Annotated in this window: 30 protein-coding genes; 14 read left to right on the top strand and 16 right to left on the bottom strand. The window is 68.7% G+C overall.

Going from position 1 to position 25,029, the window contains the following annotated elements; translation table 11 throughout:
* The first annotated feature begins 87 nt into the window (after positions 1-87).
* Positions 88-1,899: an autotransporter domain-containing protein gene (locus tag V7D63_RS04660; RefSeq protein WP_333591093.1), complete on the top strand. Its 1,812-nt coding sequence runs from the start codon at positions 88-90 to the stop codon at positions 1,897-1,899.
* Positions 1,900-2,124: 225 nt separating this feature from the next.
* Complete coding sequence (locus tag V7D63_RS04665) at positions 2,125-2,751, top strand: M23 family metallopeptidase (protein ID WP_333591094.1); 627 nt, start codon at positions 2,125-2,127, stop codon at positions 2,749-2,751.
* On the opposite strand, the gene V7D63_RS04670 is transcribed toward V7D63_RS04665, so the two are convergent.
* Complete coding sequence (locus tag V7D63_RS04670; protein ID WP_333591095.1) at positions 2,748-3,137, bottom strand: hypothetical protein; 390 nt, start codon at positions 3,135-3,137, stop codon at positions 2,748-2,750. The genes V7D63_RS04665 and V7D63_RS04670 overlap by 4 nt on opposite strands.
* Positions 3,138-3,272: 135 nt before the next feature.
* Here V7D63_RS04670 and V7D63_RS04675 point away from each other — a divergent pair, with 135 nt between their 5' ends.
* Both V7D63_RS04675 and V7D63_RS04680 read left to right on the top strand, forming a co-directional pair.
* Positions 3,273-4,241, top strand: a complete 969-nt coding sequence (locus tag V7D63_RS04675) for an ABC transporter ATP-binding protein (protein WP_333591096.1) — start codon at positions 3,273-3,275, stop codon at positions 4,239-4,241.
* Positions 4,238-5,626, top strand: coding sequence for an ABC transporter permease (locus tag V7D63_RS04680; RefSeq protein WP_333591097.1), 1,389 nt, complete (start codon positions 4,238-4,240; stop codon positions 5,624-5,626). Before V7D63_RS04675 ends, V7D63_RS04680 begins: the two co-directional genes overlap by 4 nt.
* 221 nt (positions 5,627-5,847) lie before the next feature.
* On the opposite strand, the gene rpsU is transcribed toward V7D63_RS04680, so the two are convergent.
* The gene (rpsU, locus tag V7D63_RS04685; RefSeq protein ID WP_092312110.1) at positions 5,848-6,084 is read right to left on the bottom strand and encodes a 30S ribosomal protein S21; all 237 of its coding nucleotides are present in this window, start codon (positions 6,082-6,084) and stop codon (positions 5,848-5,850) included.
* A gap of 187 nt (positions 6,085-6,271) precedes the next feature.
* On the opposite strand from rpsU, the gene V7D63_RS04690 reads away from it, so the two are divergent.
* Together V7D63_RS04690 and V7D63_RS04695 are read left to right on the top strand one after the other, a co-directional pair.
* The gene (locus V7D63_RS04690) at positions 6,272-6,961 is read left to right on the top strand and encodes a COQ9 family protein (protein ID WP_333591098.1); all 690 of its coding nucleotides are present in this window, start codon (positions 6,272-6,274) and stop codon (positions 6,959-6,961) included.
* A complete protein-coding gene (locus V7D63_RS04695) occupies positions 6,958-7,209 on the top strand; it encodes a YdeI/OmpD-associated family protein (RefSeq protein WP_333591099.1) in 252 nt (83 codons plus the stop codon). Before V7D63_RS04690 ends, V7D63_RS04695 begins: the two co-directional genes overlap by 4 nt.
* Before the next feature lie 10 nt (positions 7,210-7,219).
* On the opposite strand, the gene V7D63_RS04700 is transcribed toward V7D63_RS04695, so the two are convergent.
* From V7D63_RS04700 to purE, 3 genes are all read right to left on the bottom strand, one after another.
* Positions 7,220-7,930: a DUF4386 domain-containing protein gene (locus V7D63_RS04700; RefSeq protein ID WP_333591100.1), complete on the bottom strand. Its 711-nt coding sequence runs from the start codon at positions 7,928-7,930 to the stop codon at positions 7,220-7,222.
* A 211-nt stretch (positions 7,931-8,141) separates the two neighbouring features.
* Complete coding sequence (locus V7D63_RS04705) at positions 8,142-9,221, bottom strand: 5-(carboxyamino)imidazole ribonucleotide synthase (RefSeq protein ID WP_333591101.1); 1,080 nt, start codon at positions 9,219-9,221, stop codon at positions 8,142-8,144.
* Complete coding sequence (gene purE, locus V7D63_RS04710; RefSeq protein WP_333591102.1) at positions 9,221-9,712, bottom strand: 5-(carboxyamino)imidazole ribonucleotide mutase; 492 nt, start codon at positions 9,710-9,712, stop codon at positions 9,221-9,223. The genes V7D63_RS04705 and purE overlap by 1 nt, the downstream gene beginning before the upstream one ends.
* Positions 9,713-9,832: 120 nt before the next feature.
* Here purE and V7D63_RS04715 point away from each other — a divergent pair, with 120 nt between their 5' ends.
* A complete protein-coding gene (locus V7D63_RS04715; protein ID WP_333591103.1) occupies positions 9,833-10,399 on the top strand; it encodes a GGDEF domain-containing protein in 567 nt (188 codons plus the stop codon).
* A gap of 97 nt (positions 10,400-10,496) precedes the next feature.
* Here V7D63_RS04715 and V7D63_RS04720 read toward each other — a convergent pair whose 3' ends face one another.
* From V7D63_RS04720 to V7D63_RS04730, 3 genes are read right to left on the bottom strand one after another with little or no spacing between them, the layout of a single operon-like run.
* Positions 10,497-10,721 (bottom strand): YdcH family protein, encoded by a 225-nt coding sequence (locus V7D63_RS04720; RefSeq protein ID WP_333591104.1) that lies wholly within the window; start codon positions 10,719-10,721, stop codon positions 10,497-10,499.
* Between the two features lie 24 nt (positions 10,722-10,745).
* A complete protein-coding gene (locus tag V7D63_RS04725; RefSeq protein ID WP_333591105.1) occupies positions 10,746-11,210 on the bottom strand; it encodes a TIGR02444 family protein in 465 nt (154 codons plus the stop codon).
* The gene (locus V7D63_RS04730) at positions 11,207-11,776 is read right to left on the bottom strand and encodes a UbiX family flavin prenyltransferase (RefSeq protein WP_333591106.1); all 570 of its coding nucleotides are present in this window, start codon (positions 11,774-11,776) and stop codon (positions 11,207-11,209) included. The genes V7D63_RS04725 and V7D63_RS04730 overlap by 4 nt, the downstream gene beginning before the upstream one ends.
* A gap of 161 nt (positions 11,777-11,937) precedes the next feature.
* Here V7D63_RS04730 and V7D63_RS04735 point away from each other — a divergent pair, with 161 nt between their 5' ends.
* Entirely contained in the window at positions 11,938-12,111 is a 174-nt protein-coding gene (locus V7D63_RS04735; protein ID WP_333591107.1) for a YdcH family protein, read from the top strand.
* Between the two features lie 201 nt (positions 12,112-12,312).
* Here V7D63_RS04735 and V7D63_RS04740 read toward each other — a convergent pair whose 3' ends face one another.
* Positions 12,313-12,981, bottom strand: coding sequence for a DUF1013 domain-containing protein (locus V7D63_RS04740; protein ID WP_333591108.1), 669 nt, complete (start codon positions 12,979-12,981; stop codon positions 12,313-12,315).
* Positions 12,982-13,200: 219 nt separating this feature from the next.
* On the opposite strand from V7D63_RS04740, the gene V7D63_RS04745 reads away from it, so the two are divergent.
* Positions 13,201-13,902, top strand: a complete 702-nt coding sequence (locus tag V7D63_RS04745; RefSeq protein WP_333591109.1) for a beta/gamma crystallin-related protein — start codon at positions 13,201-13,203, stop codon at positions 13,900-13,902.
* A 51-nt stretch (positions 13,903-13,953) separates the two neighbouring features.
* Here the strand turns inward: V7D63_RS04745 and V7D63_RS04750 are convergent, their stop codons facing one another.
* Positions 13,954-14,925 (bottom strand): NAD(P)H-quinone oxidoreductase, encoded by a 972-nt coding sequence (locus tag V7D63_RS04750; protein ID WP_333591110.1) that lies wholly within the window; start codon positions 14,923-14,925, stop codon positions 13,954-13,956.
* An 82-nt stretch (positions 14,926-15,007) separates the two neighbouring features.
* On the opposite strand from V7D63_RS04750, the gene V7D63_RS04755 reads away from it, so the two are divergent.
* Together V7D63_RS04755 and rcdA are read left to right on the top strand one after the other, a co-directional pair.
* A complete protein-coding gene (locus tag V7D63_RS04755) occupies positions 15,008-15,214 on the top strand; it encodes a DUF1192 domain-containing protein (protein ID WP_333591111.1) in 207 nt (68 codons plus the stop codon).
* Between the two features lie 96 nt (positions 15,215-15,310).
* On the top strand, positions 15,311-15,856 hold the full coding sequence (rcdA, locus tag V7D63_RS04760) for a protease adaptor protein RcdA (protein ID WP_333591112.1): 546 nt from the start codon (positions 15,311-15,313) through the stop codon (positions 15,854-15,856).
* A gap of 80 nt (positions 15,857-15,936) precedes the next feature.
* Here rcdA and V7D63_RS04765 read toward each other — a convergent pair whose 3' ends face one another.
* Together V7D63_RS04765 and rpmE are read right to left on the bottom strand one after the other, a co-directional pair.
* Positions 15,937-17,487: a L,D-transpeptidase family protein gene (locus tag V7D63_RS04765; RefSeq protein ID WP_333591113.1), complete on the bottom strand. Its 1,551-nt coding sequence runs from the start codon at positions 17,485-17,487 to the stop codon at positions 15,937-15,939.
* A gap of 215 nt (positions 17,488-17,702) precedes the next feature.
* A complete protein-coding gene (gene rpmE, locus V7D63_RS04770; protein WP_333591114.1) occupies positions 17,703-17,927 on the bottom strand; it encodes a 50S ribosomal protein L31 in 225 nt (74 codons plus the stop codon).
* A gap of 131 nt (positions 17,928-18,058) precedes the next feature.
* Here rpmE and V7D63_RS04775 point away from each other — a divergent pair, with 131 nt between their 5' ends.
* Positions 18,059-19,906 carry an ABC transporter transmembrane domain-containing protein gene (locus V7D63_RS04775; protein WP_333591115.1) on the top strand — a complete coding sequence of 616 codons (1,848 nt, stop codon included), beginning with the start codon at positions 18,059-18,061 and terminating at the stop codon, positions 19,904-19,906.
* 156 nt (positions 19,907-20,062) lie between these two features.
* Here the strand turns inward: V7D63_RS04775 and V7D63_RS04780 are convergent, their stop codons facing one another.
* The 4 genes from V7D63_RS04780 to V7D63_RS04795 all read right to left on the bottom strand — a co-directional run bounded on the left by V7D63_RS04780 (position 20,063) and on the right by V7D63_RS04795 (position 22,487).
* On the bottom strand, positions 20,063-20,869 hold the full coding sequence (locus V7D63_RS04780) for an inositol monophosphatase family protein (protein WP_333591116.1): 807 nt from the start codon (positions 20,867-20,869) through the stop codon (positions 20,063-20,065).
* Between the two features lie 138 nt (positions 20,870-21,007).
* Complete coding sequence (gene efp, locus V7D63_RS04785; RefSeq protein WP_333591117.1) at positions 21,008-21,577, bottom strand: elongation factor P; 570 nt, start codon at positions 21,575-21,577, stop codon at positions 21,008-21,010.
* A 97-nt stretch (positions 21,578-21,674) separates the two neighbouring features.
* Positions 21,675-22,175 (bottom strand): bacterioferritin, encoded by a 501-nt coding sequence (gene bfr, locus V7D63_RS04790; RefSeq protein ID WP_333591118.1) that lies wholly within the window; start codon positions 22,173-22,175, stop codon positions 21,675-21,677.
* Between the two features lie 126 nt (positions 22,176-22,301).
* Positions 22,302-22,487, bottom strand: a complete 186-nt coding sequence (locus V7D63_RS04795; RefSeq protein WP_333591119.1) for a (2Fe-2S)-binding protein — start codon at positions 22,485-22,487, stop codon at positions 22,302-22,304.
* Between the two features lie 117 nt (positions 22,488-22,604).
* On the opposite strand from V7D63_RS04795, the gene thiE reads away from it, so the two are divergent.
* Together thiE and V7D63_RS04805 are read left to right on the top strand one after the other, a co-directional pair.
* Positions 22,605-23,258 carry a thiamine phosphate synthase gene (gene thiE / locus V7D63_RS04800; protein ID WP_333591120.1) on the top strand — a complete coding sequence of 218 codons (654 nt, stop codon included), beginning with the start codon at positions 22,605-22,607 and terminating at the stop codon, positions 23,256-23,258.
* 73 nt (positions 23,259-23,331) lie between these two features.
* Positions 23,332-25,020 (top strand): sensor histidine kinase, encoded by a 1,689-nt coding sequence (locus V7D63_RS04805; protein ID WP_333591121.1) that lies wholly within the window; start codon positions 23,332-23,334, stop codon positions 25,018-25,020.
* Positions 25,021-25,029 lie beyond the last annotated feature (9 nt).

A 25,029-nucleotide genomic window follows, 5' to 3' on the forward strand; every position in this document is an offset into this window, starting at 1 on the left:
CTGACGCAACGGCATCTTGAACCTGACGCAAACGGGCGCACAGTGGCCTTCAACGGCCGCAATTCGTCGGTCTCGGGAGGAATTCAGATGTCTCGCTTTCTACGCTCGGCCGCCGCGGCCGCGCTGACCGTCGCCGCCGCCTGCGCCGTCGCCGGTTCGGCCAACGCCCAGAGCTACACCCGCCTGGTCGTCTTCGGCGACAGCCTCAGCGACAACGGCAACCTGTACGGCGCGACCGGGAATACGACGCCGGTGTCTCCGCCCTATTACCAGGGGCGGTTCTCGAACGGGCCGGTGTTCACGGAACTGCTGGGCTTCAACGCTGGGCGTTTCATCGCCGGCGCGCCGGTGACCGGCAGCATCAACCTGGCCTTCGGCGGCGCCTTGACCGGGACGGCGGCCTCTCCGCTGGGCATGCGCTCGCAGCTTCAGGCCTATCTGGGCGGCGGCGGCCGTTTCGGCGCGGGTGATCTGGTCAGCGTCCTGGGCGGCGCCAACAACATCTTCCAGAACATCGCCGCGGCCGGCGCCTCGCCCAACCCGCAGGGCGCCATCGCCCCGATCGTCATCGCGGCGGCCTCTGACGTCAACTTCATCGTCAACAGCGCAGCCTCGGGCGGCGCGGGCACGGTGCTGGTGACCAATCTGCCCAAGCTCAGCCAGACGCCGCAGTTCCGCGTCAGCCCGGCCGCGCCGCTGGCCGACTATGCGGTCACGACCTTCAACTCGGCCCTGTTGTCGGGTCTGCGCACCACGGCGGCGGCGAACCGCAACAGCAACATCATCATGATGGACATCTACAAGATCGGAGACACCATCGTCGCCAACCCCGGCGCCTTCGGCCTGACCAACGTCACCGACACCTGCTTCAATGGCGTGACGGTGTGCGCCACGCCGGATACCTATTTCTACTTTGACGGGGTTCATCCGACGGCGCGCGGCCATCAGATCCTGGCGGCCCTGGCCGACGACTACCTCTATTACGGCGACCAGGGCGCTCAGACGGCCTTGCAGGGCGAGACGGCCTTCCGTCACCGCGAAGACAGCCTGGACAACGCCTCGGAGGCCCTGTCGGGCCGTCACGCCTGGGAAGCCGGCACCGGCATCTCGGTGACAGGCCTGTACGACCAGACCAAGACCGACGCGCGCGGCGTGGTCGCCTCGGCCGAATCGACCGGCCACGGCGCCCGCATCGCTCTGGAAAGCGGCACCGAGTCGCTGCGCTTCGGCCTGGCCGGTAGCTGGCGCGAGGCCGAGGTCGAGGGCGGCGGTCATGACTTCACCCTGACCTCCATGGGTCTGGACGCCTATGCGGGCTACCGCTCGGGCAATGTGTTCATCAACGCCGCCGCCGGCCTCTCGAACGACGACTACAACGACATCGAGCGCGCCACCTCGCTGGCCCCGATCGTTCACAGCGCCTCAACGGGGGGGATGTCCAAGGGCGCGCGTCTGCAAGCCGGGATGTGGTGGGACATGGGCGGCGGCCTGGCCGTTTCGCCCCGCGCGGCCGTCACCTGGGTGTCGTCACACGTCGGCGGCTACTATGAGCAGGGCGTCGCCGCCCAGTATCAGTACGCCGAGCGCACCGTCGAAGGCGTCAGCGCCGAAGTGGCCCTGCGCGCCGAAGGCGAGATGGGACCGTGGGGCTTCTACGCCGAGGGCGGCTATCGCGACTCGCTGGATGACAACAGCGACGCCGTGCACGTCCGCATCGCCGGCAACACCGCCCGTTACCTGGCCCGCGAGGTCGAGGAGCCGTTCGGCGGCCAGATCCTGGCTTCGGCCGGCCTGACCGGCGACATGGGTCCGTTCAAGGTCGAGGTCGGCTATCGCGGCCGCTTCGGCGACCACGCCGACAGCCACATGGGCGCGGTGACCTTCAAGCTGCCGCTGTAAGCGAACGGCTTTCAAACGACGGGGAAGGCGCGGTTTCGGCCGCGCCCTTTCTGCTGTCCGGTTCCCCGCCGCGACGATCCGTCGCTCCGCGTGACGGCGGGGCGCCCCAAAGTCGCCCCATCCATCCTTAGAACACCGGCTTCACCGATCCGGCGCCGCGCGCCCGAGCCGCTCGCGGGGGTCGATCCCCCCGCTCATGCGAGCCGAAGCCGGAGACGCCGCCGAATGCGACGCCTGTTGCCGACCGCGAAGACCTTCCTGATCCATTCGGGCCAGACCGCCGCCCTGGCGGGCCTGGCCGTCATGGCCATGGCCGCCGCCCCCTATGTCGCCCCGACGGAGGCCGCCGTCCACATCGAGCCGGGTTCGCTGCCGACCGCCGCCCCCGTTCAGGCCGTGGCCGAGGCCGCTGGGCCGGTGATCCGCAAACTGGTCTTCGACGCACCGGTGCGCGGCCACGCGGTCAACTCGGACTTCGGCCTGCGCAAGCTGGCGGGCGAGGCGCGGGCGCGGGCGCACGAGGGCGTGGACATCGCCGCCCCCACCGGCACCGGCGTCTTCGCAGCCGCCGAGGGCGAGGTCCTGCGCACCGGCTACGACCCCGCCGGCTACGGCCGCTTCATCGAGGTGCGTCATCCCAACGGCATGACCAGCCTGTATGGCCATCTGAGCCGCATCGACGTGCACTCGGGCCAGGCGGTGAACGAGGGCGCGCGCATCGGCCTGGTCGGCTCGACCGGCTATTCGACCGGGCCGCACCTGCATTTCGAGGTGCGCCGCAACGGCCGTCACATCAATCCGGCCAAGGTGCTGGGCCGCAGCTTTGACGTCGCCGTGAAGATGCCGGGCTAGGCCTTGGCGCCCGCCCTGGCTCCGAACCATCCGCCCGCCGCGATCACGACCAGCGACGCCGCGATGATCCAGGTCGGGTGCGGCAGCATGAGGAAATTCATGACGGTCAGGGCCGCCATGGCTCCCGCTGCGATCCATCCGGCCAGCCGCCGCGCGGCGGTCTTGGCGCCGATGAAGGCCCCGCCCAGGGCGGCGATGAAATAGACCACGACCAGGCCGACCTTGGCTCCCATCGGCGCATTGGCCATCAGGGTCCGCATGGCCTCCGGGTCGCTCATGTCGGGCGTCGGCATCGGAAAGGCGGCGTGCAGGGCGAACTCGCCCGCCACCACCAGGGCCATGATCACGACGACGCCGACGACGACGCCCAGGATCAGTTTCAGCATTTCGGTGTCTCCCCCAGAACCGGTGCAGCGTCCCCTTGATGCGGCGCGGCGTCAACCGTCGTTACGCGAGCCGTTTCGACTGGCGGCGTCCGTCGCCCCCTTGCTAGGCTGACGCCAACGACAGGGGGAGGATGCATGTCGGCGGCTTTGACGCTGGAGTCCGTGAGCAAACGCTACGGCGAATTCCAGGCGGTGTCCGATCTCAGTTTCGCGGCGCCCCAGGGGTCGATCTGCGGCTTCCTGGGTCCGAACGGGGCGGGCAAGACCTCGACGATCCGCATGATCCTGGGCCTGCAGCCGGCGACGTCGGGGCGGATTGAGATCCTGGGCGCGACCGACGGCCGCCGCGTGCGCGACCGCATCGGCTTCCTTCCCGAGGAGCGCGGCCTGTACAAGAAGATGACGCCGGTGGACGCCATCGCCTTCTTCGGCTCGCTGAAGGGCCTGCCCGCCAGCGAGGGGCGACGCCGGGCCAGGGAGCAGTTGGAGGCCCAGGGCCTGGGCGACGCGGTCAATAAGAAGATGAAGGAGCTGTCCAAGGGGATGGCGCAGAAGGTCCAGTTGATCGCCTCGGTCGTGCACCGGCCCGAGTTCGTGATCCTGGACGAACCCTTCTCAGGCCTGGACCCGATGAACCAGCAGGGGCTGGAGCAGATGATCCGGGGGCTGGCCGCCGACGGGGCGACGGTTCTGTTCTCGACCCATGTGATGCAGCACGCCGAGCGGTTGTGCGACAAGGTCGTGCTGTTGGCGCGCGGCAAGAAGGCGTTCGAGGGCACGGTGGACGAGGCGCGGGCGACGTCTCCGCGCGTGCTGGACCTGACCGGCGCCATCTCGCCCGAGGCCGTGGCGGCCCTGCCCGGCGTGGCGGGCGTGGAGACGGTCAGTGAGGCGGACGGGGTGCGCTCGCTCAGGGCGACCCTGGCGCGCGGCGCGGGCGGGCAGGAGGCGCTGAAGGCGGCCTTCCTGGGCGGTCTGGACGTGCGCGGCTTCTCGCTGAAGGAGCCGACGCTGCACGACGCCTTCATCGCCCTGACCGGCGATCATCCCGACCAGGACCAGTCGATCGCGCGCGAGACGGGAAAGCGGGAGACGGGCCAATGATGCGCACCCTGTTGATCGCGCGGCGGGAATACGCCGCCTATGCGCGCACCGTGGGTTTCTGGCTGTCGCTGCTGGCGTTTCCGCTGTTCGCCGTGTTGGGCGGGGCGGTGCCGATCCTGATCCGTTCGTCCGAGCCTGTGCGGGCCGTGGCGGTGGTGGAGGAGGGGGCGAACGCCACGGGCCTGGCCGCCGCCGTCCGCGACGCCCTGGGCCGTGACGCCGACCGACGGGCCGAGCGCGCCCGCCAGGCCGCCGAGGCCGCGGCCAAGACCACCGGCGCGCCGCCTCAGGCGACAGCCGCTTCGGGGGCCATGGCCTCGCTGTCGCGGCCGAAGCTGCGGCTGGTGGAAACGCCGGCTGACATCATCGCCGCCGCGCCGGGCGCAGCCCAGGACGCGGCCGTGCGTCGTTGGCTGACCGACGACACGCCCAAGGACCAACGGCTGGACGCCGTCGTCTTCCTGAGCCGCGAGGGCGATGCGCCCCAGGCCCGGGTCTGGACCGCGCGGGCCACCGACGACACGGTCGAGGACTTCGTGCGCGACGCCCTGCGCTCGGCCAATCGCCGCGCCGTGTTCGAGGGCGCGGGCATCGACGCCTCGGTGGTCGAGGCGACCGAACGGTTCCGTCCCGATGTGACGGTCTTCTCGCCCAAGTCGGCGAGCGGGGGCGAGGTGTCGTTCCGCGACAAACTGCCGGCCATCATCGGCCTGGCGTCCGGCTTCCTCTTGTGGTCGCTGATCATCACCGGCGCCTCGATCCTGCTGAACAGCGTGATGGAGGAGAAGTCGAACAAGATCCTGGAGGTGCTGCTGTCCTCGGCCTCGGCGACCGAGATCCTGACGGGCAAGGTGCTGGGGGTGGCGATGCTGACCCTGACGGTGCTCTTGGCCTGGGGCGGGATCGGGGCGGCGGGCCTGCTGAACTTCGCGCCCAGTCAGGCGGTGGATGTGGGCCAGGTGGTGCTGCACGGCGGCATGCTGGGCTATTTCGCGGCCTTCATGGTCGGCGGATACCTGATGTACGCGGTGCTGTTCGCGGCCATCGGCGCCTTCTGCGAGACGCCGCGCGACGCCCAGACGCTGATGGGACCGATCATGATGGTTCTGATCATCCCCATGCTGACCATGCAGATGGCCATCATGTCGCCGGACGCCCCGGCGATCCGCATCATGTCGTGGATTCCCTTCTTCACGCCGTTCCTGATGATCGCGCGCATGCCGTCGGACCCGCCGATGATCGAGGTGGTCGGGTCGATGGCGGGGATGTTCATCTTCGCCCTGATCATGGTGCTGATCGCGGGCCGGGCCTTCCGGGCGGGCGCCCTGTCGGACGTGAAGCTGAGCTGGAAGACGTTCGCGGGCGCGATCAAGCGGGGGGAGTGACTTGAGATTCCTTCTCCCCCTGGGGGAGAAGGTGGGCCGCGGAGCGGGTCGGATGAGGGGTAGGCCCGACCCGACCTCGACGTCAGCCCGTCAGCACGCCTGACACAGCCCCCTCATCCGTCATGCTTTCGCATGACACCTTCTCCCCCAAGGGGAGAAGGGCATAGAAAAGGCCCGCCGGTTCGCACCGGCGGGCCTTTGATCTTTCGGCGGCGCGAGCCTTACCGACCGGGGCGCGGCTTGGGCGCGGGCAGCAGGCCTTCGCGCTGGGCGCGCTTGCGGGCCAGCTTGCGGGCGCGACGAACGGCCTCGGCCTTCTGGCGGGCGCGCTTCTCCGAGGGCTTCTCGTAGTGCACGTGGCGCTTCATTTCACGGAAGCTGCCTTCGCGCTGCATCTTCTTCTTCAGGGCCTTCAGCGCCTGATCGACGTTGTTGTCGCGGACGAAAATCTGAACCAGGTTCAACTCTCCTTTGGCCGCCCGCCGCGTCCTGTGAGGGAGACGGGCAGACAAATAAATCTCGGGTCCGACGGACGGGGTCCGCGGATGAAGGCGCGCTGATACACGAGCCGCCCGGCCGTGTCCAGATCGTCGCGGTCACATCTGAAGGCTCGAAACGCCCGCCGGACAGGCCTATGCTGGCGTCATGACCGAGGCGCCACACCTGCCGAACGACACTGGGACCGGGGCTGATTCCCCCGACTGGGCCGACCGTATGGAGCAGACCGTGCTGGACACGGCGATCCAGCGGGCGCCGGACCTGGGCTGGAACGCCCGGCTGGTGCGCGCGGCGTGCGAGGCGAACGGCCTGTCGTTGGGCGATCAGGAGCTGTTGCTGCCCAACGGCGCGCGCGATCTGGCCGTCCTGCTGTGGCGGCGGCGCGACGATCAGGCCATGGCGGCGTTGGACGCCGTCGATCCCGCGACGCTGAAGATTCGCGAACGCATCGCCCAGGCCGTCTCGGCCCGGCTGGAGGCGGGGGCGGCCGATGCGGCGGCCGAGAAGCGCGCGGCGGGCTTTCTGGCCCTGCCGACCAACGCCGACCTGGCGGCGGGCCTGACCTGGGCCACGGCGGATCGGCTGTGGCGCTGGGCCGGGGATACGGCCACGGACTGGAACCACTATTCCAAGCGGGCGATCCTGTCGGGCATCCTGGTTCCGGCCATGACGATGCGCCTGTTCGACGGGCGCACGGCGGCCGAGGCCTTCGTCGCGCGCCGGATCGAGAACGTCATGGCCTTCGAGAAGTGGAAGGCCGGCAAGGATTTCGACGCGCCGCTGCGCAAGATGACCGAGACGCTCAGCCGGATGCGGTACGGCGCGCGGTCGGCATGACCGAGACGCCGCCGCCGGGCGGCGTGGCGCACGCCCTGCCCGACGATCTGCGAGGGGCGCTGGAGGGCGAGCCGGCGGCCCTGGCGACCTGGCGGGACATCACGCCCCTGGCGCGCAACGAATGGATCTGCTGGGTCGAGTCCGCGAAGAAGGCCGAGACGCGGGAAAAGCGCATCCGCTGGGGCTGTGAGAACCTGCGCGACGGAAAGCGTCGGCCCTGCTGCTGGCCGGGTTGCACCCACCGTTAGGCGCTCCGGCTCAGTCGCGGGCGTTCAATCGGCTCCAGGCCTGGGCGTTCAGGCCGCGCGCCAGCAGCCACAGGCTGATCGCCCCTTCGCCGACCAGGCCGGGCAACAGGATGTAGTCGGCCAGACCGCCCGGCAGGGGCAGCTCCAAAAGCACCCTGAGGCTGTTCAACAGATAGCAGGCCCCGGCGAAGCCCATCAGCAGCCCGACCCAGGCCGGGATCAGCCGCGACCGAACGACCAGCCAACCGATCATCAGGCAATAGACGCCGAAGAAGGCCAGGCTGATCGTATAGCCGCGGCCGTGCAGCATCAGGAAAAGCGCGGCCAGGTCGGCCTGATCGGTCAGGCCGGGCGCCTGGTTCAGGATCACCAGGGGCGCGATCAGATTGACCAGCCCCACGGCCAGGACGGCGATGCCCGTCAGGCTGAACACAGCCGCCGCGGCCGACAGGCTGCGGCTGTAGGGGCGGAAGGCGGCGTAGAAGACGGCCGTCACCACCAGATAGCAGGCCAGCATGGCTAGGTCGGAGACGACGCCGAGACGGAACAGGTCCTCGCCCGCGCGCAGCGAGGCGGCCAGGGCCTGGGGATCGGAACGGTCCAGGCCGCTGCGGGTCCCGACCTCGGCGAACAGGCCGAAGGCGATGGTCCCCAGATAGGCCAGGGCGGCGATGCGGACGGGCGGGCGTTTCGGCGCGCCGGCCGGGGCGTCATGGCTCATGCGGTTTCCCCCACGTTGCGACGACCCTGACACGGTGGGGGGCGGCCGCCAACTTACCGAAGGGTAATGGAATGGCCCGTCGGGATCGGAGCGGTTTGATCCGGGCCATGTCGATCGGTCATGGCGCGCCGTTCCGAAAACGTCATGGCCTTCGGGAGGCCGCATCGAGAGAAGGCGGGGCAAGGCCCATCCCCCTCCCAATGGGAGAGGATCAGAGGTTTTTGACCCGGTTCACATGGGCCATCTTGCGGCCGGGGCGGGCCTCGGCCTTGCCGTAGAGGTGCAGACGGGCGTCGGATTTGGCGGCCAGTTTCGACCACTGCTCGACCTCGTCGCCCAGGAGGTTGGTCATCTCGACGCGGGCGTGGGCCGTCGTCGGACCCAGCGGCCAGCCGGCGACGGCGCGGATATGCTGTTCAAACTGGTCGCAGACGCAGCCGTCCTGGGTCCAGTGGCCGGTGTTATGCACGCGCGGCGCGATCTCATTGACCCGCAGCACCCCGTCGCCCAGGTCGAACAGCTCGACCCCGATCACGCCGACATAGTCCAGGCCGTCCAGAACCGCCTTGGCGATGGCGCGGGCGCGGCGGTCGGTCTTGGCGTCGACGGCGGCCGGGGCCAGGGTGGTCTTCAGCACGCCGCCGGAATGGATGTTCTCGCCCAGCGGATAGACGGCCGTCTCGCCGTTCCAGCCGCGCGCGGCGATGACCGACAGCTCGCGCACGAAGTCGGCCTTGGCCTCCAGCACGGCCGGGCGTTCGCCGATGGCGGCCCAGGCGGCGGCGGCCGTCTTGGCGGACTTGATCCAGACCTGGCCCTTGCCGTCATAGCCTTCGCGCCGCGTCTTCAGCACGGCGGGGGTCCCCAGACGCTCCAGTCCGGCCTTGAGATCGTCCAGGCTGTCGACCGGGTGATAGTCGACGGTCGGGGCGCCGACGGCGTTGAGGAAGGCCTTCTCCTCGACCCGATCCTGGGCGACCTTCAGCGCCGTGGGACCGGGCGCGACCAGGGCGCCGCCCTCGGCCAGGGTCTCCATCGAGGCGGCGGGCACGTTCTCGAACTCGAAGGTCACGACCTGGCAGACCCGGCCCATGACGGTCAGAGCCGTCGGGTCGTCATAGGCGGCCACGACCTGACCACGCGATACGCGGCCCGCGGGCGAATTCTCTTCGGGGTCCAGGATGACGACGTCGAAGCCTAGCCGCGAGGCGGCCTGGGACAACATCCGACCCAACTGGCCGCCGCCGATGACGCCGATGGTCGAACCGGGGGGCAAGGGGAGGTCGGGCATCAGTCCTCGACGGTTTCGTGCACGGCCTCGGTCTGGGCGGTGCGGAAGGCCTCCAGACGGCCCATCAGCACCGGGTCCGCCAGGGCCAGGATCTGAGCGGCCAATATGCCCGCGTTCTTGGCCCCCGCCTCGCCGATGGCCAGGGTGGCGACCGGCACGCCGCCGGGCATCTGGACGATGGACAGCAGGGAATCGAGACCCTTCAGCGCCTTGGACTGCACCGGCACGCCCAGCACCGGCAGCTCGGTCATGGAGGCGGCCATGCCCGGCAGGTGGGCCGCGCCCCCCGCACCGGCGATGATGACCTGATATCCCGCCGCGCGTGCGCCCGAGGCGAAGGTCCACAGGCGTTCGGGGGTGCGGTGGGCGCTGACCACCTTGGCGTCCCAGGCCACGCCCAGCCGGTCCAGCATGTCGGCGGCGTGTTTCAGGGTCGGCCAATCGGATCGGCTGCCCATGATGATGGCGACGGGAGGCGTCGTTTCGGCCATGTCGGGAATCCCCGCTTGCGGAAAGACGGCCGGTTACAGCACGCGCGTTGCGCCCGCAACCGAGGGCGCTAGCATTGAAGATGCGTGATCGTCGTTGAGTCGCGCTGGCGGAGCCTTTTCGTGACCGACGCGGCCGCGACCGACCTGAACGCCGAGATCGAGCGCCTGCGCGCCGAGGTCGAGCGTTTGCGTGCGCGGGTCGAGGCGGCCGAGGCGGCGGCGGACCATGACGTGCTGACCCCGGCCCTGAACCGGCGCGGCTTCGTGGCGGCGGTGAACCGGACCATGGCCTATTGCCAACGCTACAGCGCGCCCGCGGTGCTGCTGTATCTCGACCTGGACGGGTTCAAGGGGGTCAACGACCGGCTGGGCCATGCGGCGGGCGACGCGGCCCTGGTGCGGGTAGCCGAGCTGATGCTGGCGAACCTGCGCGAGTCGGATGCGGTCGGGCGGCTGGGCGGCGACGAATTCTGTCTGCTGATGCTGAACGCCGGGCTGGACGAGGGCCGCGACAAGGCGCTGCGCCTGGCCAAGGCGCTGGAGACCGACGGCTTTGAATGGCAGGGCGAGCGGGCCGAACTGGGCGGCTCGTTCGGCGTGCGCGCCTGGGCCGACCAGCCGGACGCCGAAACCTGGCTGGCCGAGGCGGACGCCGCCATGTGGGTCAGGAAGAAGGGCAGGGAGTAGGGCTTAGGGCTTAGGGCTTAGGGCTTAGGGCTTAGGGCTTAGGGCTTAGGGAAGTGTGCGGATTCTAAGCCCTAATTCCTAACACCTAAGCCCTCCTTCAGGCGATGATGTCGGGCAGGATGCGGCCCTCGATCTTCACCATTTCGTCGCGCAGGGTCAGCTTCTTGCGCTTCAGACGGGCGATCATCAGTTGGTCGGGAATGGGCATATGGCCCAGGGCCTCGATCGAGGCGTCCAGGTCGGCGTGTTCCTGACGCAGGGCCTTGAGGCGGGCGTGCAGCGCCAGCTCTTCTTCCGTCAGCTCGGGACCGTCGTCGTTCATGGCGGGCTTATATCCAAGGCGATTTCAGGCGCAAAGCCGGTCGATCAGCGTCGTCAGCAGAGCACGCGGCGCGGTTCCCGACCAGTCGCGACAGACGGCGGCCAAGGCGTCGTTCAGAGGCGGCGGCGGACGGTCGGCGGGGCGAGAGGCGGCTTCCAGCGCGGCCAGCAGATGGCGTTCGGCCAGCAGCTCCACCGCCTTGACCTGATCGCGCACGGCCTGGCGGGCGTCGTCGTCCATGTCGAGGATGCGGCTCTTAAGACGGCGGCGAACGGCGCGCAGGGGCGCGACGGCGGCGTCTTCCCAGGCGCGGGCGATGTCGCAGGCGTCGGCGCGGGCGTCGCCGTCCAGCGCCTGGCCCGCCTGCACGGCCCAGGCGGCCCACAGCAGCAGACAGACGTTCTGGCCGCCGACGTCCTGCAACTCCAGGCAGGCTTCGGAGACGCCGGGCTTCGCATAGGCCGCGACGGCCCAGTCCCACAGACTCATGCCGGGTCGCCGCCCTTCAGGCCGGTCCAGCGTTTCACCGGCGTCCAGTCCAGGTCGAACAGGTCCAGCACGCGGCCGACCGACTGATCGACCATTTCTTCTATGGATCGCGGCCGGGCGTAGAGGGCGGGCAGGGGCGGGGCGATGACGGCGCCCATTTCGGTCAGGGCCGTCATGGTGCGCAAATGGCCCAGGTGAAAGGGCGTCTCGCGCACCATCAGCACCAGGCGGCGGCGTTCCTTCAGCGTCACGTCGGCGGCGCGGGTCAGAAGGGATGAGGTCACGCCCGAGGCGATCTCGCCCATGGTGCGAACCGAACAGGGGGCGATCACCATGCCCATGGTCTTGAACGAGCCGGAGGCGATGGAGGCCCCCACGTCGGCCAGGCGGTGGGTCACATCGGCGCGGGCCGACAGATCGTCGGCCGAAAAATCGGTTTCCTGGGACAGGGTCAACAGGGCCGCGCGGCTGACGACCAGGTGGCTTTCGACGCCCAGGTCGCGCAGGGCGTCCAGCATTCGGACGCCGTAAATCACGCCGGACGCACCGGAAATTCCGACGACCATGCGAGGGGGCGGGTTCGATACGGCTCCGTTCACAGGATCGACCAATTGCACGTCCAGTTTCGTCGGGTCGGGATCGGTTCTTTGCGTCACTGATTTGTGATTACACAGAGGCCCGATCCAGGCGCTCACTGTGTGGTCCCTTAGCCATGGAGGCGCAAGCCATGTCCCTTGATGCTCGTATCCGCGAACTGGGAAATCGTCACCGTCAGTTGGATGAGACCATCCGCCAGGAGATGATCCATCCGTCCGTGGACTCGCTGCAGCTAAGGTCGTTGAAGCAACGGAAGCTGAGACTGAAGGAAGAGATCTCCAGCCTGGAGACCCGAACCGGCTAGAGGTCGCGCCAAGACCCTGGAAACACGAACGGTCCCGGAAGCGATTCCGGGACCGTTTTTTATTCCTCCCCCGCGCAGCGGGGGAGGGGGACCATGCGCAGCATGGTGGAGGGGGCGGGATCAAGCGCCAGTGCTGGGGTCGCCCCCTCCACCGCTTCGCGGTCCCCCTCCCCCGTCAAGAACGGGGGAGGATCTTGGGTGTCAGTCGCGGCTGCCGAACACCGATTCCGCGGTGTGCGAGCCGGCGTAGGCGTCGGGTTCGTCGGCTTCGACGACAGGTTCCTCGGCCGGGGCCTCGGGTTCGGCGTCCAGGGTCGGGCCGCCGCGCTTGGCGTCGTCCTTGGCCTTCTTGTCGGCCGCCTTCTTGACCACTTCATCCAGTTGCAACTGGCCGACCAGGCCCAGGGTCACGGGATCGACCGGCTTGATGTTGGCGCTGTTCCAATGGGTGCGGCCGCGCACGCTCTCGATCGTCGACTTGGTGGTGCCCAAGAGTTTGGCGATCTGGGCGTCGGTCACCTCGGGGTGATGGCGCACGAACCAGGCGATGGCGTCGGGACGGTCCTGGCGGCGCGACACCGGGGTGTATTTCGGGCCGGTCTTGGTCGGCTTCAGCAGTTCGGCGTGGCGGCTGACCACGGCTTTCATGCGGTAGTTGGAATCGGCGTGGGCCTTGTCCAGTTCCTCGCGGGTCAGTTGGCCGTTGACGATCGGATCGGCGCCGCGGATGTCGCGGGCCACGTCGCCGTCGGCGATGCCGCGCACTTCCAGCGGGTGCAGGCCGCAGAAATCGGCGATCTGCTCGAAGGTCAGCGAGGTGTTGTCGACCAGCCAGACCGCGGTGGCCTTGGGCATCAGGATGTCGGTCATGGGGTGGTGGTCCCGGCGAAAAGGCCCGAAAAACCGGGCGTTGGATACGACGGCGCCCGGCCTTTCGACCGGGCGCGGAGATATCATCGGATATAGGCCCATTCGTTTGAAAAGGAAACGTCAGACGACAATCGCGTACAGCCCAGGTTCATGTGGCATGATGGACTGTGGTCCGCATCGGCGCATCGATGCGCCAAGAACTCTTAGATGGAGGCATCCATGATGTTGCTCGCCACCGCCGCCGCCGCGGCCACGATGATGATGTCGCCGGCGCAGGATCGCGCGCCGTCGCAGAGCGGACCCGAACGGGTCGCGCCGCGCGGCAGCTTCGCCCAGAGCTGTTCGGGCGCCTACACCAACCAGGGTCGGCTCTATGCCGACTGCCGCGACGAGCGGGGCCGCGTGCGCGGCACCTCGATCGAGTTGAACCGCTGTTCGGATTCGGACATCGCCAACATCAACGGCCTGCTGGTCTGCGGCAATGTGCGCGGCGCCTATGAGGATCGCGGCAATGGCGGCGGCAACAACGGCGGCTGGGGCAACGGCAACGGCAATGGGAACGGCGGCGGTTGGGGCAACGGCAACAACGGCGGCAACAACGGTGGTGGTTGGGGCAACGGCGGCAACAACGGCGGCGGTTGGGGCAACAACGGCGGCCGCGACTCGGTGACCGTCTATCGCGACAACAACTATCGCGGCGCCTCGACCACCCTGCGCGGCGAAGTCGCCAACCTGCAATACGAGGGTCTGAACGACGCCATCAGCTCGATGGAGGTTCGCGGCCGCTGGGAAGCCTGCACGGACGCCAACTTCCGCGGCTATTGCCAGGTGTTCGAGGGCAATGTCCGCAACCTCGACAACTGGGGCATGAACGACCGCATCTCGTCCATGCGCCCGGTGCGCGGCGGCGGCCGTTGGTGATCTGACCGATCCGGTCGAACCTGTGGGGGCCGATCCGAAAGGGTCGGCCTCTTACGTTGTCAGGACGATCTTGCCGACATGGCCGCCCGCTTCCAGCCGTTGGTGCGCCTGGGCGGCCTGGGCCAGAGGAAAGACCGCCTCGACCGGCGGCCGGACGCGCCCGCTGACGATCCAGGGCCAGGCGGTTCGTTCGACCGCGCGGGCCAGCCGCGCCTTTTCATCCGCCGGACGCGCCCTGAGGGTCGAGCCGGTCAGGACGATCCGCTTCAGCATCAGCCGCATCAGGTCCACCTGGGCGAGGGCGCCGGTCAGGGCGGCGATGACCACCCAGCGGCCGCCCGGATTGAGCGCGCCCTGGTTCAGGGCCGCATAGTCGGCGCCCACCATGTCCAGAACCACGTCGGCGCCGCCGAAATCGGCGATGGCGGCGGCCAGGTCGTCGACGGTCGCGTCCAGGCTGAGATCGGCGCCCAGATCGCGGGCGGCCCGGGCCTTGTCGGCGCCGCGCGAGGTGGCGATGACGCGCGCACCCGCCGCCTTGGCCATCTGGATGGCGGTCACGCCGATGCCGCTGGTCGCGCCATGGATCAGCAGGGTCTCGTCGGCCTTCAGCGCGCCCGCCTCAAAGACGTTGGCGAAGACGGTGAAGACGGTCTCGGGCAGGGCGGCGGCCTGAACGAAGTCCATGTCGTCGGGGATGGGCAAGACGTGCCGGGCGTCCACCGCCGCCATTTCCGCATAACCCCCGCCGCCCAACAGGGCGCAGACCCGGTCGCCGACGGCCCAGCGATCGACGCCCGAACCGAGCGCATCGACCGTTCCGGCGACCTCCAGACCCAGGATGTCCGGCGCACCCGGCGGCGGCGGATACAGGCCCTGGCGCTGCAACAGGTCGGGCCGGTTGATCCCGGCGGCGGCGACGCGAATGCGGACCTGGCCCGGTCCCGGCGTCGGATCGGGCCGTTCGCCCAGGGTCAGGGCCTCGGCCGGGCCGTGACCGCCCGTGATCTCGATGACCTTCATGTCCGGCGGCTTTCCCTTGCAATCATCCGTCTGCGGGCGTTCAGATAGGAGATCGTGGGGGGGATGGCCACGGGAGGCGGTGATGACGTTCGACGATCTGGAGCCGCGGCCGCAGCGGGACGCCGCACTGGCCGCCTTGGCGCGCGAGGACCTGGAACTCTATTCCGGCGAGGAGCTGCATGAGCGGATCGCGGCGCTGGAGGCTGAAATCACGCGCATTCGCACCGCGCTGGACGCCAAGAAGGCCAAGATCAGCGCGGCCGACGCCCTGTTCAATCTCGGCTCATGATCCAGAACGGGTCAGGCCTGTCTGGCACGGGGGTTGCAGACCCGTTCGTCGCGGCGCCGCACCGGCCCGACAGTGACACGGATTTGTTCGGATCCCATGCGTATGACTGAGTACACCTCCGACGCCGCCGATGTCGCCGCCCAAGCCGTGGTTGCGGCCGGTCGCGACCGCGAGACGGTGGTTCGCGACTTCTCCAAATCCGAACTGTTCGACCGCACCTTCGCCGAGGGCATGGCCCTGGTGGAGGAGACGGCGGCCTATCTGGACGGCGACGGGCGCCGCGAATCCCGGCTGCTGTCGCGCGCCGCGTCGCTGGCCTATGCGGCCGAGAGCATGAAGCTGACCACGCGGCTGATGCAGATCGCCTCCTGGCTGCTGGTCCAACGCGCCGTGCGGGAAGGGGACATGACCCCGGCCGCTGCCGCCGAGCCGCGCTATCGCCTGGCCGACCGCAAGCCGGAGACCCAGCCGACCCACGCCGACCTGCCCATCGCCCTGGTCGAATATCTGGTGCGGGCCGACACCCTGCACGATCGGGTGCTGCACCTGGACCGGCGCATGTATCTGGACGCGGTGGAAGAGACCCCGGTCAATCCGGTGCAGAGCCACCTGGACCGGCTGACGGCGGCGTTCGGGAATTAAGCCCGTCATCCTCGGGCCTGACCCGAGGATCAGAGGTCATGCGCGCTCAGCGCAAACCCTGCATCGACGGTGCGCGCGCCCTACGGCCCGACGTCGTTGCGGTCGGTGCGGCCGTCGTCGACCGGACGCGGCAGGCTGACGGCGATGCCCAGGGCCTGGGCCAGCTTCTCGTCGCGGCGATAGACGTCCTCGCGGAAGGCGACGCGGCCCTGGCCGTCGACGAAGGCGGTCCAGTACAGCAGGCGCACCCCGATCTCGCGGCCGGTCTGGATGCGGGTCGTGGTCTTGGCGTCCAGGGCGGTGTCGAACCGGTTCAGCAGTTCAGGATCGGGCGACAGCAGCAGGCGGGCGAAGTCGATCGCCCCTTGCACCCGCACGCAGCCATGACTGCGGTGGCGATAGGCGTTGTTGAAGGCGGCCTTGGACGGGGTGTCGTGCAGGAAGATGGCGTAGCTGTCGCGCAGCTCGAACTTCACATAGCCCAGCGCGGCCGTCGGACCTGCCCTCTGGACCACCTGGCCGTTGGTCACGAACATATTGTTGGCCGCCAGATAGCCGGGACCGCGCGGCAGGATCTCGTTGCGGGCGATGCCGGCCGGGACATACCAGGGCGGATTGGCCACGACCGAAGCGAAGGGCTTCTCCAGGCTGGGCGTCTGGTTTTCCGGCGTGCCGACGACGACGCGGTTGGAATGGACCGGCCGACCGTCCTTCCAATAGACCATGATGGCGGCGGCGGTGTTGACCTCGATCCGCTCGGGCTGGAGATCGCGCTTCAGCCAGCGGCGGCGCTCCAGGTTCAGGGCGATCTGGCGGGCGCGGTCCTCGGCCGAGGCCGAGAGAGAGCGTTGGGTGCCGGTGCCGATGCGGGCGTCCGCGACCAGGCCGTGGCGGGCCTGGAAGCCGCGCACCGCCGTCTGAAGCTCGGAGCCGTAGACCAGGCCCTGGGCGGTCAGGCGCGCGCCGTCGGCGGCCGACAGATCGCCCTCGGCCACCAGACGCTGGATCAGGATGGGGATGCGGGTGTCGCTGGCGCCCGGTTCGATCACCGCGCCGACGGTGAAGGCGGGCCAGCCGCCGTCGCGGATCAGCTTGCGATAGCGGATGTAGCCGGCCGACAGATTGGCGTAGCCGATGTCGGTGGGGGCCAGGCTTTCAAACCACGCCAGCAGGCGGGTCTGGGACAGGGCGTCGTTCAGGCCGAGCGGCAGATCGACCCGGTTCTTCTGCATCTCCCACAGGTCTTCGACCGTTTCGGGCCGGACGCGGCCCTCGGACAGGACGCGGGCATAGCCCAGGGCCGCCGCCGTGGTGCGCATCTCGCTGGACGCCGGATCGGCGGCCAGACCGACGAAATCGAAGAAGTCGCCCTGGGCCAGGCCATGGCGGTCGGCGCGCGCCGCGACGTCGCCCAAGGCCCGCATCCGATCCGCGGTCCAGACCGGCCGCCAGCCGTTCATCTCGTAGAAGGCGCGCACGTCGCCCTGGAGGGCCTCGGGCAGGCGCGCCAGTTGATCGTTGAAATTGTCGTAGAAGGCGACGGCGGCGGGGTCCCGCGCCTGGGCGGCCGCCTGGCCCGCCAGGCTCATCGTCGCGGCCGCGACGCCAAGACCCAATTCCCGTCGATTCATCGTCAATCCGCTTTCGCCCCGCCTGACGTTCGGACCCGACGCCCACGCCCCGAGACCGAACAGCACCGACACTATCGACGTTCCTGCAAAACAAAAAGCGCCGCACGCGGGGTGCGACGCTTTTCGACGGACGGGTGCGGCGTTTCCGCCGCGCTCGCATCCTTTCCGGCGTGAAATCAGGTCCCGGCCGAACGGCCGAACCGACTTCTCGCGGCTTACTTCTTGATGAAGCCGGCGAACTTGTTGTTGAAGCGCGAGACGCGGCCGCCGCGGTCCAGCAGGTGCTGGTTGCCGCCGGTCCAGGCCGGGTGCGTGCTCGGGTCGATGTCGAGGTTCAGCGTGTCGCCTTCTTTCCCGTAGGTCGAGCGGGTCTGATAGGTGGTGCCGTCCGTCATCGTCACAGTGATGAAGTGGTAGTCGGGGTGCGTGTCCGCTTTCATGGCTTCGTCCGGTCTCTGCGCGATGACGATGCCGACCGTCCCTGCGCGAAAATGAGAAAACCCGCCTGGAGTCCGGCGGGCGAGCGGCGGCGTTTACACCGGGGGGCGTTCCGGGGCAAGAGGCGCGGATCATGACCGATGTCCGCCCGCCCGCCGATTCCGCCGAAGCCAGAGGCCGCCCCGGCGCGGGCGCCCTTTTGGCCGACCAGATGGACGAGGCCGGCGAACGCCGCCAGAAACGTCGGGACATCCGCCCGCTGGGCCGCCTGTGGCCCTATCTGATGCGGCACAAGGTCGATGCGGTCATCGCGGGGTTCTGGCTGATCCTGTCCACGGTCGCCTCCCTGGCCCTGACGGCGACGGCGCGCGGGGCCATCGATCAGGGATTCGAAAGCGGCGGCGCCCATATCGACCGCTGGTTCATCCTGCTGGGCCTGAACGCCGCCTTCCTGGGGCTGGCGACGGCGGTTCGCTATTTCTACGTCACCAAGACCGGCGAGCGGGTGATCGCCGACGTGCGCAAGGCGTTGTTCCAGCGGGTGATCACCCTGGACCCGGCCTTCTTCACCTCGATGCGAACCGGAGAGGTGCTGTCGCGCCTGACCACGGACATCCAGTTGGTGGACACCTTGCTGACCACCTCGGTCTCGTTCGCCCTGCGGAATTTCCTGACCCTGATCGGCGGCACGATCCTGTTGTTCATCGTCAGTCCCAAGCTGACGGGGCTGGTGCTGTTGGCCGTGCCGCTGATGCTGGGACCGTTGTTCCTGTTCGGGCGGCGGGTGCGCAAGCTGACCGTGGAGAGCCAGGATCGGTTCGCCGGGGCCGTCGGTTTCGCCGGCGAGAGCGTCGACGCCATCGAGACGGTCCAGGCCTTCGGGCGCGAAACGGCCGCCGACACCCGTTTCGGCCGGGCGGTGGAAGAGGCGTTCGGCGTCTCCCTGACCCGGATGCGGGCGCGGGCCTTGATGACGGCCATGATCATCACCGTGATGTTCGGCGGCGTGACCCTGGTGCTGTGGCTGGGGGCGCAGGACGTGATCGCCGGGCGGATGACGCCCGGATCGCTGTTGCAGTTCGTGCTGTTGTCGGTGTTCACGGCCGGGGCCGTGGGGGCCTTGGGCGAAAGCTGGGGCGATGTGCAGAAGGCCGCCGGGGCCATGGAGCGGATCGATGAACTGATGCGCGCCGAACCGTCGATCGCCGCCCCGCCCGCGTCGGTCGTCCTGCCCGAGCCGCCCCTGGGCGAGGTGTCGATGTCCGGCGTGCATTTCGCCTATCCGGGCCGTCCCGACCTGCCGGCGCTGAAGGGGTTCAGCCTGACGGTGCGTCCGGGCGAGACCGTGGCCCTGGTCGGGCCGTCGGGGGCGGGCAAGTCGACGGTGTTCCGCCTGTTGCTGCGGTTCTACGATCCGCAGTCCGGCGTGGTCAGCGTGGACGGGATCGACGTGCGCGCGGCCGATCCGGTGGCGGTGCGTGAACGTTTTGCCTGGGTGTCGCAGGAGGCGCCGCTGTTCTCAGGCTCGGCGCTGGAGAACATTCGTTTCGGCCGTGAGTCCGCCACGCTGGAAGAGGCGCGCGAAGTGGCCGAGGAGGCCCAGGCCCTGGCCTTCATCGACGCCTTGCCGGAAGGGTTCGACACGCCGCTGGGCGAACGCGGCAAGAGCCTGTCGGGCGGCCAGCGCCAGCGCCTGGCCATCGCCCGCGCCCTGGTGCGCCAGTCGCCGATCCTGCTGTTGGACGAGGCGACCTCGGCGCTGGACGCCGAGAACGAGCGGCTGGTGCAGGCGGCGCTGGATCAGGCCATGGCCCAGCGCACCACCCTGGTCATCGCCCACCGCCTGGCCACCGTGCTGAACGCCGACCGCATCGTGGTGATGGACGAGGGCAAGGTGGTGGAGGAGGGGACCCACGCCGAACTGACGGCCAAGGGCGGTCTCTACGCCCACCTGGCGCAGCTTCAGTTCAAGGGAGAGTGACCCTTCTCCCCTCGGGGGGAGAAGGTGGGCGCCGAAGGCGCTCGGATGAGGGGGCTGCGTCAGAAGTGTTGACCGGCTGACGACGAGGACGGGGCGGGCTTACCCCTCATCCGTCTCGCTTCGCGAGCCACCTTCTCCCCCAAGGGGAGAAGGACGTTACGCCGCCGCCAGGATCTTGCGCAGGGCCTTATGCACGTCGGGGTTGGCGGCCACGATCTGTTGACCCTTGGCCGGGTCGCCGTCGGCGTCGATGGTGGTGACCAGGCCGCCCGCCTCATGGACGAACAGCAGGCCCGCCGCCACGTCCCACGGCTGGAGATTGCGCTCCCAGAAGGCGTCGTAGCGGCCGCAGGCGACCCAGGCGAAGTCCAGGGCGGCCGAACCCAGGCGGCGGATGCCCGCCACGCGCTGGCCGACGGCGTGGATGTCCTTGATGGCTTGGGCGTGGCCGGTCTTGCCGATGAACGGCAGGCCGGTGGCGATCAGACAGTCCGCCAGCTCCTTGCGGCCCGCCACGCGGATGCGCGTGTCGTTCAGATAGCAGCCCTTGCCCTTTTCGGCCCAGAACATCTCGTTCATGACCGGATTGTAGGTGACGGCGGCCACGATCTCGGCCGTGCCGTCGGGCGCGCGGCGCTCCAGCCCCACGGTGATGGCGAAGTGGGGCATGGCGTGGATGAAGTTGGTGGTGCCGTCGATCGGATCGACGATCCAGGTGTGGGTCTTGTCGGTGCCCTCGACCAGGCCGCGCTCTTCGCCCAGGAAGCCGTAGCCGGGGCGGGCCTTGGACAGCAGCTCGAACAGGCTCTGTTCGGCCTTGATGTCGGCGGCGGTGACGAAGTCGCCGGGACCCTTGCGCGAGGTCTGCAGGTTCGACACCTCGCCGAAGTCGCGCAGCATCGGCCGGGCGGTCTTGCGAACCGCGTCCATCATCACTTGCAGCAGGGCGGAGGCGAGGGCCATGGGAATCTCCTGGTCCGGCTGTCCTCCAAGGCGAAATGCCCGGACAGGCGGAGAAGTTCAGCGTGTGAAGGGGGTAGGGCTTAGGTCTTAGGGCTTAGGATCGTGACGCCTAAGACCTAAGCCCTAATTCCTAAGCCCTTAGTCGGCGCGGCGGACGTATTCGCCGGTGGTGGTGTCGACCACGATGCGCTCGCCGGCCGACATATAGGGCGGGATCATGATGCGCACGCCGTTCGAGGCGATGGCCGGCTTGTAGGACGACGAGGCGGTCTGGCCCTTCACGGTCGGCTCGGTCTCGGCCACTTCCAGAACGACCTGTTCCGGCAGCTCCAGGCCGATCGGGCGGTCCTCGTGGGATTCGATCACGACCTTCATGCCTTCTTGCAGATAGGGGATGCGTTCTTCGCCGACCCATTCCTTCTGCAGTTCGATCTGCTCGTAGTTCTCGTCGTTCATGAAGACCAGCGAGTCGCCGTTGTCGAACAGATAGGAGTAGTCGCGCTGTTCCAGCGTGACGCGCTCGACCTTGTCTTCCGAACGGAAGCGCTCGTTCAGCTTGTTGCCGGTCTCCAGGTTCTTGGCTTCGACGTTGGCGAAGGCGCCGCCCTTGCCGGGCTTGACGTGGCTGGCCTTGGTGACGACCCACAGGCCGCCGTTCACTTGCAGGACCATGCCCGGCTTGATGGTGTTGCCGTTGATTTTCGCCATGGGATCACAGGGGGCTGGGCGCGCCCACCAGGCGCGCGAAATTGGGCGCTCTCCCTAGAGGAAGCCGGGCGCGAGAGCAAGGCGGGCGCGTCAGGCGTCAGTTCCCCGTGGCGCTCCGGTCGGGGGCGATCTCGGTCATGGCCGATTGCAGATAGTTCTGCTCGCCCAGTTGTTCGATCAGTTTGAACTGGGCCTCCAGGAAGTCGATGTGCTCTTCGGTGTCGGCCAGGATCTCGGTCAGGATCTGACGGCTGATGAAGTCCTTGGCCGCCTCGCACTGGGCGACGCCCGCGATCAGCGTCTCGCGACCGCCGATTTCGAGTTGCAGATCGGCGCCCAGGCATTCGACCGTATTCTCGCCGATCTTCAGCTTGTGCAGGTCCTGCATGTTGGGCAGGCCGTCCAGGAACAGGACGCGTTTGATCAGCTTGTCGGCGTGTCTCATCTCGCCGATCGACTCGTCATAGATGATCTGGCCCAGGTGCTTCAGGCCCCAGCTCTCGAACATCCGGGCGTGCAGGAAATACTGGTTGACCGCCGTCAACTCGTTGGTCAGCACCGCGTTCAGGGTGCGGATGATCGCGGGATCGCCCTTCATGTCACGTCCTCCAGCGCCGCGGATTCGTCGGGCGCGCGATGGAGATAACACGCCAGGGACGGCTTGTGTTCACTTGCGAGCACTTATCACCGCATTGAAAATGCGAGTGATTATTGGCGTCAGGGACTATTCGGCGGCCAGGGCGAAGGCGTCGCGGCTCTCTTGGATCATCTGGCGCATCTCGCAGACGCATTTGGCGCACTGGGGCGCGCACTGGTGCCGGTCGAAGACGTCGCGCGGCCGGGCCGCGCCAGCCTCGATGGCTCTGGCGACGTCACGCTGGCGAAGGCCGTTGCAGTTGCAGACGTACACGGGCGGCGGACTCGGGCTGCCGTTGAGAATGGTTCGCTATAGCAGATTGTGCGGCGACTGCAAATCGTTCTCAGGCGGCGCCGTTGACGCGGGCGGGCGAAGGAGGCACGGCGGGGCATGGCCAAAGCCCCGACCGCCCCGCCGCGCCCGCCGTGCCGACTGTATCTGATCACCCCGCCCGAGATCGCGGACCTGGACGCCTTCGCCGTCGATCTGGAAGCGGCGCTGGACGCCGGGGATGCGGCGGCCTTGCAGATCCGGCTGAAACCGGCGTCGGACGAGACGATCCGAGCGGCGACGCGGCGGCTGGCGCCGATCGCCCAGGCGCGAGGCGTGGCGGTGATCCTGAACGACCGGCCCGACCTGGCGCGCGAACTGGGCTGCGACGGCGTGCATGTGGGCCAGGGCGACGCCTCCCTGGCCGAGGCGCGGCGGACGATGGGGGCCGACGCCATGATCGGCGTCACCTGTCATGACAGCTACCACCTGGCGATGGAGGCCGCCGAGGCGGGGGCCGACTATGTCGCCTTCGGCGCCTTCTTTCCCACCACGACCAAGGCGGTGACGCATCGCGCCGAGCCTGAGCTGCTGGCCGCCTGGCAGGCGGCGATGGAGATTCCATGCGTCGCCATCGGCGGAATCACGGCTGAAAACGCGCGGGACCTGGCCGAGGCGGGCGCTGATTTCGTCGCCGTCAGCGGCGCGGTGTGGGGGCATCCACAGGGACCGGCGGCCGGCGCACGGGCCATTCTGGCGGCGCTGGAGGCCTGATTTCCACAGCTTCAGGGGATATTAGGAGACGCATGGTTCTCTGTCGCTCACACGTGTGACCGAGATTTTCCGAATGACGAGCCGCGCGCTCTCCGCAGACGACCTTTCGCTGTCCGCCAAGGCGGAGCCGGTCTCGACCGGCGCTGCGATCCCGCGTGACGGCGCGGCCGCCCTGTTCGCCCAACCCCTGGCCCCCATCCTGACGGCCATGGGGGTCATGGTGCTGATGGTGTCGTGCATCCTGTTCGCGCGGTCGGCGGGGCTGGTGACCGCCCTGTGGGGCGCGGGCGGCCTGGCGACGGCGGTGTGGCTGCGCAACAGCCGCGGGCCGACCTATGACCTGTGTTTCGGCGCCTTGATCGCCGTCGGCGTGCTGGCGGCGCAGTTCCTGGTGGGCAACACCCGGCTGATCAGCCTGATGTTCACCGTGGCCAACATGATCGAGATCGTGGGCGCGGTGCTGCTGGCCCGCCGTTTCGCGCCGACCCTGAATCTTTCGACGGTCGAGGGGGCCGCGCGCTTCCTGTTGAGCACGGCGGTCGTGGCGCCCCTGCCGGCGGCGGCCTTCGCGGCGGTGATGTTGCAGGCGATGACGGGGGCGGACCCGTATCTGACGTTCAAGACCTGGTGGTTCGGCCACGCCCTGGGGCTGGCGGTGGTCGGCGGCTTCGGCCTGGCCCTGACCCGGCGGCATCTGACCATGTTGCGCAAGCCCTGGCGCATGGCCGAGGCGGCGGTGCTGTTCGCCCTGCTGACCGGCGCCTGTGTTTTGGTGTTCGTGCACATTGATCGGCCGATGTCGTTCGTCATGTTGCCCTTGCTGCTGCTGATCGCAGCGCGGTTCCGCATCCTGGGCGTGACGGCGGGTTTGGTGATCATGGCCGTGCTGTCGATCGGCGGGGCGATGGCGGGTTACGGTCCCTATGCCGAGGCCCTTCCGCGCAGCGAGGCGGCGCTGATGGCGCAATTGCTGGTGCTGTTCGGCTATCTGCCGGTCTTGCTGGTCGCGGCCTTGTTGGACGAACGGGACCGGCTGGCCGATCGCGCGCGGGCCGGTCAACGCCGCGCCGAACTGGCCTCGGAGGCCAAGTCGCGTCTGCTGGCCAATGTGGCCCATGAGATCAAGAGTCCGGTCGGCGGGGTCATCGGCATCGGCGAGCTGTGGGCGACCGGCCAACTGGGACCCGTCACCGCGACCCAGGCCGAGATGGCGCAGATGCTGGTCAAGACCGCGCGTCAGGTCGAGGCCCTGTCACATGACCTGCTGGACGTGGCGCGCGCCGAATCCGGGGCCGTGAAGGTCGAGCTGCGGCCGACCGACGTGCCGGGCCTGCTGGAGGATGTGCGCCGTCAGACGGCCCTGCGTCCCGAAGCCCAGGCGGTGAGGATCGAGGTCCTGACCGAGGGCGACGGCCTGATCGCCCTGGCCGATTCCCAACGCCTGAGCCAGATCGTGTCCAACCTGGCCAGCAACGCCGTGAAATACGGCGCGGCGGGCGGCCTGGTCGTGCTGCACGCCCGTCGCGCGCCCGACGCGGTGCGGATCGAGGTCATCGACCGCGGCGTGGGTCTGTCGCCTGAGAAACAGGCCCAGCTTTTCGAGCCGTTCAACCGCCTGGGCCTGGAACGCACCACCGTCGAAGGGCACGGCATCGGCCTGGCCCTGGCCAAGCGGCTGACCGAATTGCAAGGCGGCTCGATCGGCGTGACCTCGACCGTCGGCGAGGGCGCGACCTTCTGGGTCGAGATGCCGCTGGCCTGACGCCCCCAT

Source organism: Brevundimonas sp. (genome assembly GCF_036732845.1).
Lineage (GTDB): Bacteria > Pseudomonadota > Alphaproteobacteria > Caulobacterales > Caulobacteraceae > Brevundimonas.

What these genes read in the sequence shown, in the direction of transcription:
- V7D63_RS04660 (WP_333591093.1), top strand. Translation starts at nt 88, where the DNA reads ATGTCTCGCTTTCTACGCTCGGCCGCCGCGGCCGCGCTGACCGTCGCC.
- V7D63_RS04665 (WP_333591094.1), top strand. Translation starts at nt 2,125, where the DNA reads ATGCGACGCCTGTTGCCGACCGCGAAGACCTTCCTGATCCATTCGGGC.
- V7D63_RS04670 (WP_333591095.1), bottom strand. Translation starts at nt 3,137, where the DNA reads ATGCTGAAACTGATCCTGGGCGTCGTCGTCGGCGTCGTCGTGATCATG.
- V7D63_RS04675 (WP_333591096.1), top strand. Translation starts at nt 3,273, where the DNA reads ATGTCGGCGGCTTTGACGCTGGAGTCCGTGAGCAAACGCTACGGCGAA.
- V7D63_RS04680 (WP_333591097.1), top strand. Translation starts at nt 4,238, where the DNA reads ATGATGCGCACCCTGTTGATCGCGCGGCGGGAATACGCCGCCTATGCG.
- V7D63_RS04690 (WP_333591098.1), top strand. Translation starts at nt 6,272, where the DNA reads ATGACCGAGGCGCCACACCTGCCGAACGACACTGGGACCGGGGCTGAT.
- V7D63_RS04695 (WP_333591099.1), top strand. Translation starts at nt 6,958, where the DNA reads ATGACCGAGACGCCGCCGCCGGGCGGCGTGGCGCACGCCCTGCCCGAC.
- V7D63_RS04700 (WP_333591100.1), bottom strand. Translation starts at nt 7,930, where the DNA reads ATGAGCCATGACGCCCCGGCCGGCGCGCCGAAACGCCCGCCCGTCCGC.
- V7D63_RS04705 (WP_333591101.1), bottom strand. Translation starts at nt 9,221, where the DNA reads ATGCCCGACCTCCCCTTGCCCCCCGGTTCGACCATCGGCGTCATCGGC.
- purE (WP_333591102.1), bottom strand. Translation starts at nt 9,712, where the DNA reads ATGGCCGAAACGACGCCTCCCGTCGCCATCATCATGGGCAGCCGATCC.
- V7D63_RS04720 (WP_333591104.1), bottom strand. Translation starts at nt 10,721, where the DNA reads ATGAACGACGACGGTCCCGAGCTGACGGAAGAAGAGCTGGCGCTGCAC.
- V7D63_RS04725 (WP_333591105.1), bottom strand. Translation starts at nt 11,210, where the DNA reads ATGAGTCTGTGGGACTGGGCCGTCGCGGCCTATGCGAAGCCCGGCGTC.
- V7D63_RS04730 (WP_333591106.1), bottom strand. Translation starts at nt 11,776, where the DNA reads ATGGTCGTCGGAATTTCCGGTGCGTCCGGCGTGATTTACGGCGTCCGA.
- V7D63_RS04735 (WP_333591107.1), top strand. Translation starts at nt 11,938, where the DNA reads ATGTCCCTTGATGCTCGTATCCGCGAACTGGGAAATCGTCACCGTCAG.
- V7D63_RS04740 (WP_333591108.1), bottom strand. Translation starts at nt 12,981, where the DNA reads ATGACCGACATCCTGATGCCCAAGGCCACCGCGGTCTGGCTGGTCGAC.
- V7D63_RS04745 (WP_333591109.1), top strand. Translation starts at nt 13,201, where the DNA reads ATGATGTTGCTCGCCACCGCCGCCGCCGCGGCCACGATGATGATGTCG.
- V7D63_RS04750 (WP_333591110.1), bottom strand. Translation starts at nt 14,925, where the DNA reads ATGAAGGTCATCGAGATCACGGGCGGTCACGGCCCGGCCGAGGCCCTG.
- V7D63_RS04755 (WP_333591111.1), top strand. Translation starts at nt 15,008, where the DNA reads ATGACGTTCGACGATCTGGAGCCGCGGCCGCAGCGGGACGCCGCACTG.
- rcdA (WP_333591112.1), top strand. Translation starts at nt 15,311, where the DNA reads ATGCGTATGACTGAGTACACCTCCGACGCCGCCGATGTCGCCGCCCAA.
- V7D63_RS04765 (WP_333591113.1), bottom strand. Translation starts at nt 17,487, where the DNA reads ATGAATCGACGGGAATTGGGTCTTGGCGTCGCGGCCGCGACGATGAGC.
- rpmE (WP_333591114.1), bottom strand. Translation starts at nt 17,927, where the DNA reads ATGAAAGCGGACACGCACCCCGACTACCACTTCATCACTGTGACGATG.
- V7D63_RS04775 (WP_333591115.1), top strand. Translation starts at nt 18,059, where the DNA reads ATGACCGATGTCCGCCCGCCCGCCGATTCCGCCGAAGCCAGAGGCCGC.
- V7D63_RS04780 (WP_333591116.1), bottom strand. Translation starts at nt 20,869, where the DNA reads ATGGCCCTCGCCTCCGCCCTGCTGCAAGTGATGATGGACGCGGTTCGC.
- efp (WP_333591117.1), bottom strand. Translation starts at nt 21,577, where the DNA reads ATGGCGAAAATCAACGGCAACACCATCAAGCCGGGCATGGTCCTGCAA.
- bfr (WP_333591118.1), bottom strand. Translation starts at nt 22,175, where the DNA reads ATGAAGGGCGATCCCGCGATCATCCGCACCCTGAACGCGGTGCTGACC.
- thiE (WP_333591120.1), top strand. Translation starts at nt 22,605, where the DNA reads ATGGCCAAAGCCCCGACCGCCCCGCCGCGCCCGCCGTGCCGACTGTAT.
- V7D63_RS04805 (WP_333591121.1), top strand. Translation starts at nt 23,332, where the DNA reads ATGACGAGCCGCGCGCTCTCCGCAGACGACCTTTCGCTGTCCGCCAAG.